We start from the raw sequence: 15327 nt of genomic DNA on the forward strand, positions 1-15327 counted from the left end.
TTTGGACTGGGGTGTGGGGATATGACCCGGAATCAGGACCGAGGGCGCGGGCGACGGGCGGCCGACTGGGCGGACGGGCGGCTGGGGATCTACACCCTGGCCAGGGCGAACCTGCGGAAGATCTTCCCGGACCACTGGTCCTTCATGCTGGGCGAGATCTGCCTCTACACGTTCGTCGTCATCATCCTGACCGGCGTCTGGCTCACCCTCTTCTTCAAGCCCTCGATGGCCGAGGTCGTCTACAACGGCTCGTACGTCCCGCTCAAGGGCGTGCCCATGTCCCAGGCGTACGCCTCGACGGTGGACATCGGCTTCGAGGTCCGCGGCGGCCTGCTGATCCGCCAGATCCACCACTGGGCGGCCGTGGTCTTCATCGCGGCCATGTTCGTGCACATGATGCGGGTGTTCTTCACCGGCGCGTTCCGCAAGCCGCGCGAGATCAACTGGCTCTTCGGCTTCCTGCTGCTCTTCCTCGGCATGCTGGACGGCTTCTTCGGCTACTCCCTCCCCGACGACCTGCTGTCCGGCACCGGCATCCGGTTCATCGAGGGCGTGCTCCTGGCCGTGCCGCTGGTGGGCACGTACCTCCAGATGTTCCTGTTCGGCGGGGAGTTCCCCGGCCACGACATCGTGCCGCGGTTCTTCACCATCCACGTGCTGCTGATCCCCGGGATCATGCTCGGCCTGCTGGTGGCGCACCTGATCCTGGTCTTCCACCACAAGCACACCCAGTGGGCCGGCCCCGGCAGGACCGAGAAGAACGTCGTCGGCATGCCGCTGATGCCGGTCTACGCGGCCAAGGCCGGCGGGTTCTTCTTCCTGGTCTTCGGCATCATCGCGCTGATGTCGGCGGTCGCCACCATCAACCCGATCTGGGCGTACGGCCCGTACCGCCCGGACCAGGTGTCCACCGACGCCCAGCCCGACTGGTACATGGGCTTCGCCGAGGGCCTGATCCGCGTCATGCCGGGCTGGGAGATCGGGCTCTGGGGCCACACCCTCAACCTCGGCGTGCTCATCCCCTTCACCCTGTTCCCGGTCGTCCTCGGCGCGATCGCCGGCTACCCGTTCATCGAGGGCTGGGTGACCAACGACCGGCGCGAACACCACCTGCTCAACCGGCCGCGCAACGCGCCCGTCCGCACCGCCCTCGGCGCCGCCTGGATCAGCGTCTACCTGGTGATGCTCGCCGGCGGCGGCAACGACCTGTTCGCCACCCACCTGCACCTGTCCCTCAACACCATCACCTACGCGGTGCGGGCCGGCTTCTTCGTCCTCCCGGTCGTCACCTTCGTCGTCACCAAGCGCTGGTGCCTCGGCCTCCAGCGCCGCGACCGGGAGAAGGTGCTGCACGGCCGCGAGACCGGCGTCATCAAGCGCCTGCCGCACGGCGAGTTCGTCGAGGTGCACGCCGGGCTCGACCCCGCCGAACTGCACCGGCTCACCGCCCACGAGCAGCACCGGCCCATCCCGCTACCGGCCCGGACGGACGGGAACGGCGTGACCCGCAAGGCCGGCGCCCTCGCCCGCACCCGGGCCAGGCTCTCCCGCGGCTTCTACGGCGAGGGCAGCCAGCTCCCCAAGCCCACCTGTCCCGTCTCATTTGATCTTGCCGGTAGCCGAAGCTGTGACCAGCGGTGATGCAAGGTCGGGTGAGACGGATCTTCGGCGGAGTCTCAGTTGACGTTGCCTCTCGGCAGCACTTTGGTGAGGTTGTCTCAGTTAATGTTGCCGGTCAGCGGTCGTAGAGCGCTGACCGGCGGCGGTGATCGGCCTGCTTGCAGCGCCCCGAGCAGAAGATGGCGTCGGAACGACGCTCCAACCCCGCCAGCCAAGTGACCCCACAGACTGGGCACTCCCTCGTTTGCATCCGGGAGGCGGTGTCACGGAGCGCGCGGTCATTCTGCTGCCGGCGCCAGTTGCGCGATCGGCATACGTCTGAGCAGAACAGCTTGTTCGACCTGGGAACCTTCAACTTGGTTCCGCAGCTGGCGCAACTACCTCGGTCATCGGCGTCAGGGGCGAGGAGATCGTTGAGTCGGCGGGTGAGCTGGTCCAGCGGCTCCGGGTTGTGGGTTCGGGGCTCGTTCGGCATCGGGAATGGGTGGTTGGGCAGGGTGCGGTAGTAGCGCTCTTCCTCGATCCAGCGGACGAGCGGGTCTGCGACGCCGGCGCCTTCGTATCGGTAGCCAGGTGCGGCGCGGGCGCGGACTTCGCGGATGAAGCGGTCGAAGTCCTGGGGGCTGCCGGTGAAGGGGAGGCTGCGGAGCTCGGGCGAGGCCAGGAGGCCGCCGAGGGCCACGATGTCGGGGTAGGCGCTGGCGATGAGGCGGGGGTCCTCGCGGTAGGTGCCGGCGCCCGGCGGGATGAAGTGCCGCAGTCTGCGGTCACGCTGCTTCCGGAACCTGCGGCTGTCCCACCAACGCCAGCACCAGCCGTCGGCTTGCCGCATGGCGACCACGGCGGTCTGCCAGCCGTGTTTGCGGGCCAGGCGGTGATGGTCGTGCTGGGCCTGGATGATCTCCGGGAGCGGCCGGATGTCGAACTGGTCGTGGTAGGTGTCCGTCCAGCGGCCGTGGCGGAGACAGAGCCGGGTGCTGGTGCGGACCCAGTGCCGGGCTCGAATGAAGACCCCCTTGGCGGCCAGGCAGAGCGTGCACGCGGCCTGGACCCGCCAGCCGTGGTCCAGGAGATGACAGGCCGGGGGAAGGCCCTGGGCCAGGGTCGAAGTCCGCAGGTCGGGCAGGGCTTTCAGGAGCCGGTCGCGAGGGTGACCGGACAGGTCGCTGATGGCGTCGACCAGTGCCAGCGGGTCGGGGTGGAGCCGATGACGATTGTCGACGTGCTCGTGAAGTTCGAGATGGGAGATCCGGTTCGCCGCAGCGAGCCGGTAGACGTAGGAGCCCCAGGTCTCGTGGTGGAGAGGAGACAGGGTGCGCGGGAGTCTCCGCAGCCGGGGCGGCGGCAGGCGCCGGTTCAAGCGGCTTCTCCGGCGTCGTCCTCTTCGGTGGCCGTGCTGGGGCTGTCGGACTGGGTGTTGTGGTCGACCGGGATGGACTCCAGCAGCCGTCGGGTGATGCGCTCGCTGTCGTCGGCGATCGCGCTGATGGCCGCCGCGCGGATGAGGTGGGACAGGCTGCTGATGCTGCCGCCGGTGCGGGCGTGGAGGTACTTCGCCAGGCGGACCAGGCTGCCGGGGTCGTGGTGGTGCAGCCGCAGCGCGTCCTCCATCAGCGCGATCATCGAGCGCCATTCGGCCTGGTAGGGGAAGTTCCCGGTGTACTTCATCACGCACCGGGCCGCGATCTGCTTGCCGCGGACGCCGGTGAACAGGCCCTCGCGTTCGACGTTGATGCCGGCGTAGACGAAGGTGGCGGGGATGTGCTCCGCGAAGTACTTCAGATGGTCCGACAGGTCCTTTCCGGTCGAGGTGGCCATGTTGATGTTGTGGATCTCGTCGACCAGCACCAGGTCGCAGTGGGCGTCGGTGAGGATCTCGCAGACGGCGTCGGCGATGTCCATCTCGTTGTGCCGGGCCTTCATCGGCAGGCCCAGGAAGTGCGCGAAGCGGGTGGCGAGTTTGCGCGGGGACCCGTTCGGCGGTGCGGAGACGTAGACGACCGGGATGCGGTCGTGTCCGGGGAAGCGCTGGCGTACTCGCAGTTCGTGGGCCCGTCCCAGCTGCTTGATGGCGGTGGACTTGCCCGTTGCCCAGGGCCCGGAGACGATCAGCCCTCGGCGAGCGCTGATCTCCCTGCGGTTGACCAGGGTCAGCAGCCGGCCTTGGTGGAGGACGTCCCGGACGGTCGGGGTCTCCACGATGACCAGCTCGGAGTGGTAGTTGACCCGGGCTTCGTCGTACTCGTCCCGGGGGCGCGAGTCGAGGCTCTTCCACTCGTCCTCGGGCAGCAGGTCGAAGGCGATCGGGTCCTCGTCGACGAAGCGCCGCCAGCCTTCCAGCGTAGTCGTGGGCATCCGCCGGTCCTCGGACTGCCCGAACTCCCGGGTGGTCACCACCATTTCTTGGCCTCCTTGCGTGCGTCGAACACTTTCAACGGGACGACGTCGGCGAGCACCTCGTCGGCCTCGGCCTCCTCGTCGTCCCCGGTCGGGGCAGCCGGCTCGGGCGGAGGAGCCGGCGGGTGCTCGGGCCGTGGCCATGCGGGCTCGCCGGTGGCCTGGGTGCGGGCGGCGACCTTGCGCTCCCGGCGGGTCTTGCGGTCGCGTGCGGGCTTGGACGGCGCCGGGACGGTTTCGGGGCCGGCGACCACCCGCTCCATCAAGTTGTCGACGGCCTTGGCGATAGCGCCCTCAGCGATGTGTTCGCCCTGTTCGCGCAGGTTGCGGGCCTCGTGGTCCCAGGCCAGTTCACCGAACGGGGTCGGTGCGGTGGACAGCAGCCGCCAGGGAACGGTGATCCACTTTCCGCCGTCGCGGTTGTTGCGGAGCCAGACGAGCCGGATGTCGTAGGGGTCGTGGCGGACTTCCCAGAGGTTCTTCCGCTCGGTGATCCCGGACTTCTCCCGCCGGAGCCCGTCCAGTTCCTCGCAGTTGTAGATCCGGTGTTTGATCTTGATGCCGTAGGAGTTGACGGCCTGCCAGCGGGCGGGCAGCAGTTCCAGGTAGTCCTCGGCCGTCAGCGGCAGCGGGAGATAGCCAGCCGTCTCGACCAGCGCGGCGTACCTCTCGTTCGGGGAGAAGGTCCGCTGGGGGGCGAGCGGGTCCCGCAGGGAGTCATGGGGCCTGTTCTGCCACGACGCGCTGATCCACTGTTCCAGCAGTTCCTGGAGTTGGTGCAGCGAGAACAGCGGCTCCTCCTCGACCTTGCGTCCGCGGTACTCGGTGGAGCGTCCGGTGTAGCCGGGCAGGAACTGGGCGAACAGCGAGGCCGCCGATCCAAGTGTCCGTTCGATGTGGGGCTTGTGGGTCGGGGTGCGGGGCGGTGCGTGGATCACCTCGATGCCGAGCGCGTTGCAGGCGGTGTGGAAGTTCTTCGACAAGAACGCCTTCCCGCCGTCGATGACGACAGTCTCCGGGATGATCGGCGGAACCGCTGCAGCATGCCGCAGTCGTTCGTCCACCGAGAGCAGTCGCTCGTAGGGCAGCACCGAGTGCTCCATCCGCAGAGCCTCCGGCCAACCCGGCCGCATCGGTGCCGGGGTGACCGAGCGGGCCAGCAGCAGTGCCGCGTCCACGGACTTCGTGGTCGGCCGTAGCACCGCCGCGGTGATCGACCTGGTGGCGACGTCGACCATGCCGACCAGCTCGCACCGGTCCACGACCCCGTTGTCGAGTCTGACCAGCACGTCGAAGGGCGTGGAGTCGATCTCCATCAGCTCGCCCGGGCGGCAGACGGTCACCTGGTCGAAGACTCCGTCGGGCTGGTTGGCCAGCGAGCGGCGGGTGCGGGCCGAGCCGGTGGTGTGCCGGCCGGCCTCCAGCCGCTCGAACAGGCGGTAGAAGGTGGCCCGTGACGGCATCGCCACCGGCGGGCCTTCCAGCTTCCTGGCCTCCTGGCCGACGCGGGTGAAGTAGTAGCTGACGGTGCGGGTCGAGCCGTCTCGGGCTTGGCCCATCAGGGTCCGCAGGATCTCCACCACTCGCGCATCCACCTGGCCCTGGACGGGGCGTCGCGGGGCCTGGCGGCCGTCCGCCATGCCCAGCACCCCGCGGCTCTGGTAGCGGCGCCGCCGCGAGCGGATCGTGTGCCAGCTGACCGGTCGGCCCGTCTCCGCGGTCAACTCGGCCGCCTTGGCCTCCTCCCGCTGAGTCAGCGTCCGCACTGCCGGGTCGTACTCGGGCCTCGGCATCGCCCCCGCCGGAGCATCCGGCGCCAGACCGGTGAGCACCTCGCTCATGTGCCGGTGCCACCACAAGGCCCGCTCGGCCTCGGCGGGGGCCAGCCCGTCCAGCAGCCCCGGCGGCAGCCGCCGGGCGGACGCTGAGCCGATCACCTCGAAGCCGGGCGACACCATCAGCGTCGGCAGGTGCATCGCACTGCCCTGACCGTGCTCGTCGGCCAAGCGCACCAGGACACCCGACAGCCCGACCACGGTATGGACCCGGTTCTCGAACCGGACCCGGTCGCCCGGCCGAACCACCAGCGGACGCCTCACCGCACCGTCACCGCCTGCCGGACCACACTGTGCGGTCCGAGCGCCCCCGTGGCCAGGTCCACCTCCAGGACCCGGTGCCAGAGCAGGTGGTAGAGGACCGGCAGCACCACCAGTCGGTCACCGACACGCTCAGCCCCGGCCATCAGCGGCATCGGCTCGGCGAATACCTCCTTCAGCTCCATTGCCACTTCATCCCGTTGATTGCGCGGATGCCTGTAGCCGGCAAGCCACTTCACGTTCGCCAGCAGCACCGGATCGATCAGCCCCACCCGGCGGAACGACCAGCCTGCCAACTCGCAGGCCCGGGCCGTGGCCACGAACGCCTCCGCATCGTCCGGCTCGATCTGCCCGTCCGGGCGAACATCGACAACCAGACCGCCCCCGTCGCCCAGTCGCGCGAAGAAGTCCGGCACGTGCCCGCGTCCGCCTCGCCGGCCCGGCCAGAACAGCCGGAACGGCTGCCCCACCAGACCACTCACCTGGGGATCGAAGTCCATCAGCATCGCGTGGTGCCGCTCCAGATGCGACTCGCACGACACCGTCCCGCCGGTCGTCGCCATCCAGTAGTCGCGGGTCACCGACCTCTGCCCCGGGTACGACCTGACCGTACGCACCGGTGGCAGCCGCTCGAACCGCAACGTCCAGCAGCCCGCCAACGCCCCACGTCGACGCACACGGTCCTCGTCCACGTACGCAACCTCAAAGTCAGCCTGCCCCAGCTCCTCGACACTCACCGATCCTCCCGAAGCGAGCTCGTGCTGATCCGAGCAAGCCACACTCGACGGCCGCCACCAGGCTGAATGCCCGTAAACCGCTCGTGGGAGGGAAATTCTGCTGAGACTCGGCAAGATCAGAAGCAGGGCCTGTCGAGACGAACAGATCCGACCAGCAACATCGACTGAGACACGAGACCGCCAGCCTGCCCTTCACCGGCAGCATCGCCCGAGACCAGGCCCGAATCCGCCAAGATCCAGTGAGACAACGGCAACGTCACGCGAGACAGGACACCACCGCCGGGGAACACCACGAGCTCACCAGCGGCCACGGCCACGGCCACTGACCGCCGGGCGACCGCCCGCTATCGCACCTCACTGATCGACAAGTACGGCCTGACGGCCCTGATCGCGCTCGCCCGCAGCCGGATCAGGGTCGGCCTGGGCGGGACGATCGGCATCCGGATCACGCTCGACGACCTGGAACAGCGGCTGGTCGGGCCGGACCGGCAGCCACCGCGCTGGTACTGCCCGAACTGACCCGTCCCGGCCCGGCCCCCGGCGGCGGGGCGCGGCCGTCAGGACAGCGGGCCGGCCAGCACCTCGGCGGCCAGGTCCCGCAGTTCGGCCACCAGTTCCTCCGTCAGACCGGCGCCGTGTTCCTGCTGATCGTCCGCCCGGTACAGCCATGCGCGGAACGGCCGCAGCGGCGAATCGGGGTCGTCGTAGGGGCACAGCTCGAAGCCGACCCGTTCGGCCGCCGCCAACGGATCGAGGCGGCCGTCCAGCAGGTCCCGCAGGCAGTACCGGGCCAGCGCCCGGTCGCGGCCCTCGATCGTGGCGGGCAGCCGCAGCACCGGCCAGAGTTCCTGCTCCACCTCGGCCAGCAGCCGGTGGGACTCCAGAACCTCCCCGTCGGACAGCACGCCCAGCTCCCACAGACCCGGGGTGTCCACCCCGCCCGCCAGCGCCGCCCGGGCAGCCTCCACCTCCTCAGAGGCTGTTGTTTGAACCTTGTGCCCTGGTCAGTGCGGGTGTGCTGCGCTTGATAGGGGTGAGGCGTTCGTTTCGCCGTCACAGTGACGGAGAAACGAACGCCTCGACACCCTTGATGATGCGGCTGGGTAACCCGGTAGTTGTCCTGCCGTGCCCGCTGGGGGTTGGGCCTCGCCGCAGGAGACCTGATGCCGATGCGACGTGTGCGTTGCCCAACTCGCACGGGCCTTCCGCGGTGAGACGATCGACTAAGGAAGGGGCGTTTCGGTGGCCTGCGGGCGGGGGTTGCGGTCAAAGGCATAGGCGGCGCCCATCAGGAACAGTTGGGTGCCGACCCGGTCGAGGCGGCACTGCTTCCAGGCGGTGGCGAGCAGGCCCCGATGTGCGGCGACGTGCATGACGAGGTTGTCGTGGCCGATGTTGTGGGCGCGTCCGAAGTGGCGGTAGGCCGAGCGGAAGTCGCGGGCACTCAGGGCTTCGCGCCCGGCTTGCATCTCGGACTCGTACGCGGCGGTGAGGGTGCCTTCGGCCTGGGGCATGGTTGTGTTGCCTCCTGGATGGGTGTGGATCGGTAGTGCCGATCGGCTCTAGAGTCCCTTGATGAGCAGGTCGAAGGCTTCGTCGATCAGCTCGTCGAGGGGGCGCGGGTTCGTCCGGCGGTGGTTCTCGGCAGCCTGGAGCGCCGCGAAGGCGGCGCCCACCAGGAGCGTGGGGTATAGGTCTGTTCCTACGGCACCGCCGCCGAGCCGGACGGCGATTTCGTCAGCGAGCGCGGCCATGGTGCGGTCGACCTGGTCCATGCGCAGGCGCAGGAAAAGTTCCGGGTGACGGCGGTAGAGCTCCTGGAGAAGCTCCCACTCCTCGGCGAAGTCGTCGAAGCCCGCAGCGCTTGCCATGGCCTTGACGACTTCGCGGACCGCGACGGCCGTGGGTTCGTCGGCGGGGCGTGTGCGCAGTTCAGCCACGATCTCCTCGGCCGTCCACTGGTGCGGCTCCAGGGAGAAGGCGGCGTCCTTGGTCGGGAAGTAGTTGAAGAAGGTCCGTGGGGAGATGTCAGCCGCTTGGCTGATCTGCTCGACCGTCACCTCGTCGGGCCCGCCGTGCTCCAGAGCCAGCCGGACGGCTGCGCCGCGGATCTGCACCCGGCGGGCGATCTGGCGTCGTTGGCGTCTGGCCTCTGCGGAATCCACTTTTGCAGTCTATGCAGTCATTGCAGACTCTGCAAGAAGTGCAGTGGGTGCAGTTTTGGAAGATCCTGCGACGTGCGGAGCGCGCATGCAGGCTGCTGTGGGATAGGAGAGGCGGGGAGGATCTCTGGGGGTTCGGGTCATGCCCGTGTGGTTCCGTAGCGGTGGCCGGTCTACGGAGTTGCTAAAGGAAGCTGGGAGCCTTCGTCATGCTGCGAGTGCGACCCCGGGGTGTGCGGTGGTTGTAGCTTCACGACTGAGACGTCGGAGCATGAGGGTGATGGCGCTCCACCTGAGGTGGGCTTCGGCGTGGGCTGGGAGGCGTTCGTAGTCGCGGCAGTTGCGGCGAGCGCGCATGAACCACGCCGGCGATCTCTCCACGACCCATCTGCGGGGTAGGACGACGAAGCCCTGGGCGTCGTGCGGTCGTTTGAGGATCCTGACTGCGATGCGGAGATGTTTCTCGGCCCAGTCGACGAGTTCGCCGGCATAGGCGGAGTCGGCCCAGACGATGGTGATCTCGGGGTGGGCGGCGTGCCACCACAGCGGCCCGGATCGCGGCCACCTTGACACGCGAGCGACGCACCGATCTCCAATGCGCCGACCTGCACCGCGCCGAACAGAACACCGCCTCCGCCCGAGCCCCAGTCCTCAACCGGTTGCCGCACGCCGGGCAAGACCGCTCCAGATCACCGGCCCATCCAGTCAGCGTAGAACGACCAGCACCCAGGGGGCTTGTCGTGCCTGGCTCAGACACAGGGTCTCATCTTGTGATTTATCCGGTGCGGCGTGGTTTGGTGCCAACCTTGTGGTGGGTCGGTCGGCGGTAGGGCTCGCCGGTCGCCAAGACCAGGCCAACGTCGTAGCGGTTCGCCGGCCGTCGGTTCTTCGAGCCGGGTGGGCGTCCGGGGCCGGGCCGGGAATGTTTCGGCACTGCGGCTGGCGTCGGTGTCTTCGCGCGCAGGTGCCGGAACCCACGGCGGACTCGGGCGGGGGTTAGCTTGTTCGGTGCCAGCGGTCGTTCCCAGGGGTGTCGCAGGTCGGCGGTCAGAGGGCGGGCGAGGCGGAGCTGGGTGTGGGCTGCAACCATCAGCCATGTCCAGCGGTCAGCGGCCTCGGCGTCTCGCAACCTCGGTGCGGTCCAGCCGAGCGTCTGCTTGATCATTCTGAAGAAGTGCTCGATGTCGAATCGTCGCAGGAAGGTCTGCCAGGCAAGGTCGGTCTCCGTCGGGCCAGCCGCCGGGCGTGACCACCAGAGCCACAGGGGCTTGGGGTCGCCGCCGCTTGGCAGGCGGTCAACCTGGAGGCGAATGACGGTGCCCTCGATGACCGGGAGTTTGCCGGGGTGGTCCCGCCAGGCGGCGCGCTGCTGGAGTTCCGGGTGGAGCCGGTCCCAGCTCTGGGCGTGGGCGGTGCCGTAACGGGTGGTCTCGGCCTTCGTCTCCGCGTCCGGGACGCCCCAGGTCCTGGCGTCCTTGAAGATGAACTCGCTGCCGTGTTTGGGTGGCCGGCCCCCGGCCGGGTTGGCCAGGGCGAACTCCGCGCGGGTCGGTGCCGGGCGGCGCATCACCCGGTCCGAGCGAAGGCGCCCAATGATCTCCACGGGCAGGTCGCGTAGGAGGTAGGACAGGCGCATCACGTCGTAGCCCGCGTCGGCCACGATCCACACTTGCAGGATCGCCCTGCCTCCACTGGCCTGCGGCGATCAACCGCTCGACCAGGTCCCGAAGCTGCGAGGCGGTCACCGCGGCGAGGTCGTCGCCGGGCCGCAGCCGAACGGCATCCAGCGGCGCGACCCACGAGGTTCGGCCCGATTCCAGGGCCACGACCCAGGAGTAGGGCCAGCCCGGGATCATCTGGTGCTTCGCGTCGCCACGGCCGTAGGTGTGACAGAACGAGCGGGCGTCGCTCGTGGCGGCGTCGGGCCGCAGCCATGGGGAGACGTCCACCGCGAGCACCAGGCGTCCATCGGCGGCCCGCGGCAGCGGCATGCCAGCCACTGCGGCCCGCAGCCGATCGACGTCCGAGCGACCCCTGTTGAGCGCGCCGTACAGGGCACCGTGTCCGCGCCGGTGCTCAGGCGCGAGGGCCAGGCCCACCAGGGTCTTCACCGGACCGTCGGCGCACAGCACCGCGTCGGCCAGCTCGAACAGCGCGTCGCGCCGACCTGTCAGGCAGTCGTAGAAGACCCCCCGGAAGCGTGACAGTTCCGCGAACGGATCGCTCTGGACAGTCTGTTGCAGCACACTCACCACCTGCGGCCTTCGCACCGATTCGTGTATCTCGTAGCAGAGTTCAGGATCACGCGGAGGCCGCCCCGCCGTCCCAGGAATCACCGTGTGGGTGACAGGGCGCCGGGGATGCCGCTGCGGTCAGAAACCCTCGGGAAAACGGCTCGGTGCTCCAGTGGCCGGGTCGAGGCCGGCGTTCAACCGGTCCTCCTGCACCTGCCAGTGCACGAAGTTCGGCGCCGGGTTCATCAGGAGCGGGCGTCCGATGCTGAGCGGCCATCGATCCCAAGGCGGCGAGTCCTCACGCAGCAGTCGGCAGAGGAACTCGGCCATACCGAACGGGTGTACCGCGAACATTGGTCTCGTATGACGGCCGATAACCAGCACCGGCCATCGGTCGGGATCGTCATCTGTAGTCAACCAGCACAACCAGTCGGGACCAGAGGTCACACCCCACGCCAGGATGTGGCTCGGGTCGACGTCGAGGACCGCCTTACCGCCCTCGAACGCCCAGGCGGCGCGGGCGTCACGTGTCACGCCTTCCATCGACGCGACCACAGTCCCGACGGGCGCCGGAGCGAGGACATCAACCTCGTCGCTGATTGAACCGCTGCCATACACCGCCATGAAGGCTCGATAGTCTTCGGGGAAGGTGACACCCCAGCTCGCCTTGGCGACAGCCCAGGCGACCCGCTCATCGGCGCCATACTCCGGCGACATGGCCTGCGTGAGCCCTTCGATACCGGCGTGCACACCGTTGCCCTTCGTCTCGTTTCGCCGACAACATAGCGGAGACCAAGGACACCGATCCGCTCATACGGACCTCGGGCCGAGGTTAAACGTCAAGCTCATCCTGTTCCATCGCGCGAGCGTAACCACCCACGCCCGCCCGGCGCGACGCGTTTTGACCCGCTCGCGGACCGCCCGGCGGCCGTGACCAGCCCTCGCCGCCCTTGCCAGGACGTGTATCGGAAGTGAGCCGTGCGCATAGGGTGTCGGCATGTCGCTGAGTTACATAGCCCTCTCGTCTGGTCGTTCGATCGAGCTCACTGAGCTGCGGATGTCTTCGACCTATGGGGGATTCCTGGAGGGCTATCCGTGCAAGCCCGTCAACGACATGATCGTAAGCGGCCTCCAACGGGAGGCCGGACGCGCGTTTTCCGCGCCGGTCCATCTCGTTCCGCCCTGCCGCGAGTATCCGGACCAGACCGCCGGCGCCTTCGGCCCTGTTGAGGTGCTGCCTGACGTGGCTTGCACAGGCCTCTTCCGCTCGGCAGCGGTCGCTCCTGAGCTCAACCCGGTGCTGCACCGCTCCGCTCTCACCGTGGTCTGGTTCCAGCCTGTCCTGGATGTCCCGTCAGGTGAGAATGCTGGTCTTGAGCTTCGTAGCATTCGCTGGGAGGAACTGGCCCAGGACTACGAGCTCTGACGACGCGTAGTGATCACAGCCACTCGTTGATGGCTGCGATGAGGACGGTTGCTTCGTAGCAGACCGCGAGCTTGTCGTATCGCGTGGCAACGGCACGGTGCCTCTTGAGGCGGTTGATCCCGCATTCAACCGCGTGGCGCTCGCGGTAGTCGGCCGGGTCGAAGCGCGGTGGCCTGCCGCCCCGGGAGCCGAGTTTCCCAGACCGTGATCATCAGGCTCGGTGAAGACACCGCCCGGTGGCTCCTTCTGCAGACCACCCTGCTTCCGAGCCCCGGCCGCATGCTGATGAGCGCGGCACACAGTCGAGTCGACGCTCAGGTCCCACGTGATCGCGCCCGTCGCGTCAGCCAGGGACTGGAGCCGAGCGAGGACCCGGTGCCACGTACCGTCCCGCTGCCATCGGCGGAACAGGTCGTGGATCCGACCCCACGGCCCGTACTCGATAGGCACGTCCCGCCATGGAACACCGGTGCGGACCTGAAACCGTATGCCGTCGATCAGCTGCCGCCGAGGCCAGACATGCCGCCGTCCCGCCTTCGTTCCCCTCGGCAACAACGGCTCCAACACTGCCCACTGTTCATCAGTGAGATCTCCCCGCGCCATGGATCACGATCATCCAACGCTCAAGATCCACTTTCGATAGACGGCCTAGGTGTATTGACCCGCAGGGTTGTTCACGCGGCTGATCGGGGGTTGGCCTCCGAGTGCGGTGTGGCAGCGATGGTAGTTGTACTGGTGCAGGAAGTCGGCCAGCGCGGCGGTGCGCTCGTCGTTGCTGGTGTAGGCGCGCTGGTAGGCCCATTCGTCGAGCAGGGTGCGGTTGAAGCGTTCGACCTTGCCGTTGGTCTGCGGCCGGTAGGGGCGTATGCGCTTGTGGGCGACGCCGGCATCGGTCAGGGTCCGGCTGAAGAGCCTGGACTTGTAGCAGGAGCCGTTGTCGGTCAGGACGCGTTCGACGGTGACGCCGTGGCCGGTGAAGAAGGCGTGTGCGCGCCGCCAGAACGCGGCCGCGGTCTCCTGGCGCTCGTCGGCGAGGACCTCGCTGTAGGCGAGGCGGGTGTGGTCGTCGACAGCGGAATGGACGTAGCTGTAGCCGATCACCGGCTTGCAGCTGCTGCGTTCGGTGGTGGTGGCCTGGCGGTTGCGGTCGCCGGCCTCTCGGCCGACCGTGCGCCATCCGCCTCCGTCGGGGATGTTACCGAGCTTCTTGATGTCGACGTGGACGAGTTCGCCCGGACGTTCGCGTTCGTAGCGGCGTATCGGTTCGCCGCTGGGCCGGTCGAGCCAGGCGAGGCGGTTGAGGCCGTGGCGGCCCAGGATCCGGTGCACCGTCGAGGCCGGGATGCCGAGGATCGGGCCGATCCGGGCCGGGCCGAGCTTTCGTTCCCGTCTGAGCTCGCAGACCCGGGCCTCGACGGCGGCGGGTGTGCGGTGCGGGGTGGTACGGGGCCTGCTGGAGCGGTCCAGCAGGCCTTCCTCGCCCTCGGCCCGCCAGCGCCGCACCCACTTGTGGGCGGTGGCCCGGGAGATGCCCATCTCGGCCGCGACGTGCGCGACCGGCCGGCCTGAGCGGACACGATCGACCAGGAGCCGCCTGCCATGCACGGTCAAGCGGGCATTACGGTGGGACACGAAGACCTCCGTGTGTGGTGTGGAGCCTAGACACCTCCACCACACCGGAGGTCTTCGCCATGATCAAGCCCGACCACCGTCAACAACGCTCGTGGTCAATACACCTAGGACGTCGTGCCGTGCGGGGCCCAACCCGTCTCGGCGGCCCAGGAGTTGGCGACGGTGATGACGAGGTCGACGACCGGGTCCTTGATGTCGGCGTAAACGCCGATGTCACCGACCGCACCCGCGAGGAGGGTCTTGAACTGTGCGTAGGCGGGCACCGCCTCGGGATGGGCACGGAACCAGTCGCGGAAGAGAAGAGCGAGGCGCTCGTTGGGAGAGCCGAGGAGGCGGACATGGAGGTTGCAGTCTGCGCCGGCGTGGCTGCGACGTGACCACAGGCGCTTGGTCCACCGTTCGGGGTCGTCGTCGAGTCCGGCTGGGACGTGGTCGTGCTGGTACGGGGAGCGCCGGAATCCCATGGCGGCCAGGGGCTGGTCGAAGGCACGCTCGGCCTCCGCCAGATCGGTGACGGTGATCTGGAGATCGAAGACCGGTTTCGCGGCCATGCCGGGGATCGCGGTGCTGCCGATGTGCTCGATGTGCACCGGCAGCGGCGCGAGTTCCGAACGCAACTCGGCTGCGAGGGCGAGTCCCCCTGCTTGCCAGGCGGGGTCGTGGGCGACGACGACGATGTGTTGGGTGTCAGCGGCCATTCGCACAAGTCTAGTGCTCGCAGTCCTGAACGGCTCCTGGCGGCCGCGCTCGGGGCCGCCGAGCGGCAGGTCGACGGCCTGGGGAGCCGGGGACGGCGGGTGGTCCGGCTTCCTGTCCCGGAGGGGCGGTTCGGGACCGGCGGGCGGTGGCCGAGCCGGTGTCAGGGCACGCCCATGGCCCGCCGGATCGCCGACGCCCGGGCCGTCGGAAGGCCTCGCCCTCGCCGACGCGGGCCAGCAGACCAGGATCCCGGCGGCGGCGCCCGGTTCGCCGCCGCCGGGGCTGAAGGCGCCCGCGCGCTCGCGCGTTCCCGTGCTGCCACGG

Annotated in this window: 12 protein-coding genes and 3 pseudogenes; 2 read left to right on the forward strand and 13 right to left on the reverse strand. The window is 68.7% G+C overall.

The annotated features are described in order from the left end of the window. Window positions 1-21 precede the first annotated feature (21 nt). Window positions 22-1641, forward strand: a complete 1620-nt coding sequence (gene qcrB, locus ABTZ03_RS19690) for a cytochrome bc1 complex cytochrome b subunit (RefSeq protein WP_350514285.1) — start codon at window positions 22-24, stop codon at window positions 1639-1641. Window positions 1642-1735: 94 nt separating this feature from the next. Here qcrB and ABTZ03_RS19695 read toward each other — a convergent pair whose 3' ends face one another. The 10 genes and pseudogenes from ABTZ03_RS19695 to ABTZ03_RS19740 all read right to left on the reverse strand — a co-directional run bounded on the left by ABTZ03_RS19695 (window position 1736) and on the right by ABTZ03_RS19740 (window position 11996). Next, window positions 1736-2980, reverse strand: coding sequence for a TniQ family protein (locus ABTZ03_RS19695; protein ID WP_350514286.1), 1245 nt, complete (start codon window positions 2978-2980; stop codon window positions 1736-1738). After that, window positions 2977-4020, reverse strand: a complete 1044-nt coding sequence (locus ABTZ03_RS19700; protein WP_350514287.1) for an ATP-binding protein — start codon at window positions 4018-4020, stop codon at window positions 2977-2979. Before ABTZ03_RS19700 ends, ABTZ03_RS19695 begins: the two co-directional genes overlap by 4 nt. Next, on the reverse strand, window positions 4011-6029 hold the full coding sequence (locus ABTZ03_RS19705; RefSeq protein WP_350514288.1) for a TnsB C-terminal domain-containing protein: 2019 nt from the start codon (window positions 6027-6029) through the stop codon (window positions 4011-4013). The genes ABTZ03_RS19700 and ABTZ03_RS19705 overlap by 10 nt, the downstream gene beginning before the upstream one ends. An 83-nt stretch (window positions 6030-6112) precedes the next feature. Then, complete coding sequence (locus ABTZ03_RS19710; protein ID WP_350514289.1) at window positions 6113-6850, reverse strand: TnsA-like heteromeric transposase endonuclease subunit; 738 nt, start codon at window positions 6848-6850, stop codon at window positions 6113-6115. Between the two features lie 557 nt (window positions 6851-7407). Then, on the reverse strand, window positions 7408-7818 hold the full coding sequence (locus ABTZ03_RS19715) for a hypothetical protein (protein WP_350514290.1): 411 nt from the start codon (window positions 7816-7818) through the stop codon (window positions 7408-7410). A gap of 255 nt (window positions 7819-8073) precedes the next feature. Then, window positions 8074-8364: a DUF3703 domain-containing protein gene (locus ABTZ03_RS19720; protein WP_350514291.1), complete on the reverse strand. Its 291-nt coding sequence runs from the start codon at window positions 8362-8364 to the stop codon at window positions 8074-8076. Window positions 8365-8412: 48 nt separating this feature from the next. After that, on the reverse strand, window positions 8413-9015 hold the full coding sequence (locus ABTZ03_RS19725; RefSeq protein ID WP_350514292.1) for an acyl-CoA-like ligand-binding transcription factor: 603 nt from the start codon (window positions 9013-9015) through the stop codon (window positions 8413-8415). A gap of 207 nt (window positions 9016-9222) precedes the next feature. Next, window positions 9223-9540, reverse strand: a pseudogene (locus tag ABTZ03_RS19730) (transposase); the annotation flags it as partial. Window positions 9541-9787: 247 nt separating this feature from the next. Then, window positions 9788-11264, reverse strand: a pseudogene (locus ABTZ03_RS19735) (NF041680 family putative transposase). Window positions 11265-11384: 120 nt separating this feature from the next. Further along, window positions 11385-11996, reverse strand: a complete 612-nt coding sequence (locus ABTZ03_RS19740; protein WP_350514293.1) for an SMI1/KNR4 family protein — start codon at window positions 11994-11996, stop codon at window positions 11385-11387. Window positions 11997-12243: 247 nt separating this feature from the next. Here ABTZ03_RS19740 and ABTZ03_RS19745 point away from each other — a divergent pair, with 247 nt between their 5' ends. Then, on the forward strand, window positions 12244-12672 hold the full coding sequence (locus ABTZ03_RS19745; protein WP_350514294.1) for a hypothetical protein: 429 nt from the start codon (window positions 12244-12246) through the stop codon (window positions 12670-12672). 13 nt (window positions 12673-12685) lie between these two features. On the opposite strand, the pseudogene ABTZ03_RS19750 reads toward ABTZ03_RS19745, so the two are convergent. From ABTZ03_RS19750 to ABTZ03_RS19760, 3 genes and pseudogenes are all read right to left on the reverse strand, one after another. After that, window positions 12686-13275, reverse strand: a pseudogene (locus tag ABTZ03_RS19750) (IS5 family transposase). 45 nt (window positions 13276-13320) lie between these two features. After that, entirely contained in the window at window positions 13321-14304 is a 984-nt protein-coding gene (locus tag ABTZ03_RS19755; protein ID WP_350514295.1) for an IS481 family transposase, read from the reverse strand. A 104-nt stretch (window positions 14305-14408) separates the two neighbouring features. Next, window positions 14409-15002, reverse strand: a complete 594-nt coding sequence (locus ABTZ03_RS19760; protein WP_350514296.1) for a GrpB family protein — start codon at window positions 15000-15002, stop codon at window positions 14409-14411. Window positions 15003-15327 lie beyond the last annotated feature (325 nt).

The sequence above is a fragment of the Kitasatospora sp. NPDC096077 genome (assembly GCF_040303245.1).
GTDB lineage: Bacteria > Actinomycetota > Actinomycetes > Streptomycetales > Streptomycetaceae > Kitasatospora.

Coding starts and splice junctions, on each gene's coding strand:
- qcrB (WP_350514285.1), top strand. CDS start 22: ATGACCCGGAATCAGGACCGAGGGCGCGGGCGACGGGCGGCCGACTGG.
- ABTZ03_RS19700 (WP_350514287.1), bottom strand. CDS start 4,020: ATGGTGGTGACCACCCGGGAGTTCGGGCAGTCCGAGGACCGGCGGATG.
- ABTZ03_RS19720 (WP_350514291.1), bottom strand. CDS start 8,364: ATGCCCCAGGCCGAAGGCACCCTCACCGCCGCGTACGAGTCCGAGATG.
- ABTZ03_RS19745 (WP_350514294.1), top strand. CDS start 12,244: ATGTCGCTGAGTTACATAGCCCTCTCGTCTGGTCGTTCGATCGAGCTC.
- ABTZ03_RS19760 (WP_350514296.1), bottom strand. CDS start 15,002: ATGGCCGCTGACACCCAACACATCGTCGTCGTCGCCCACGACCCCGCC.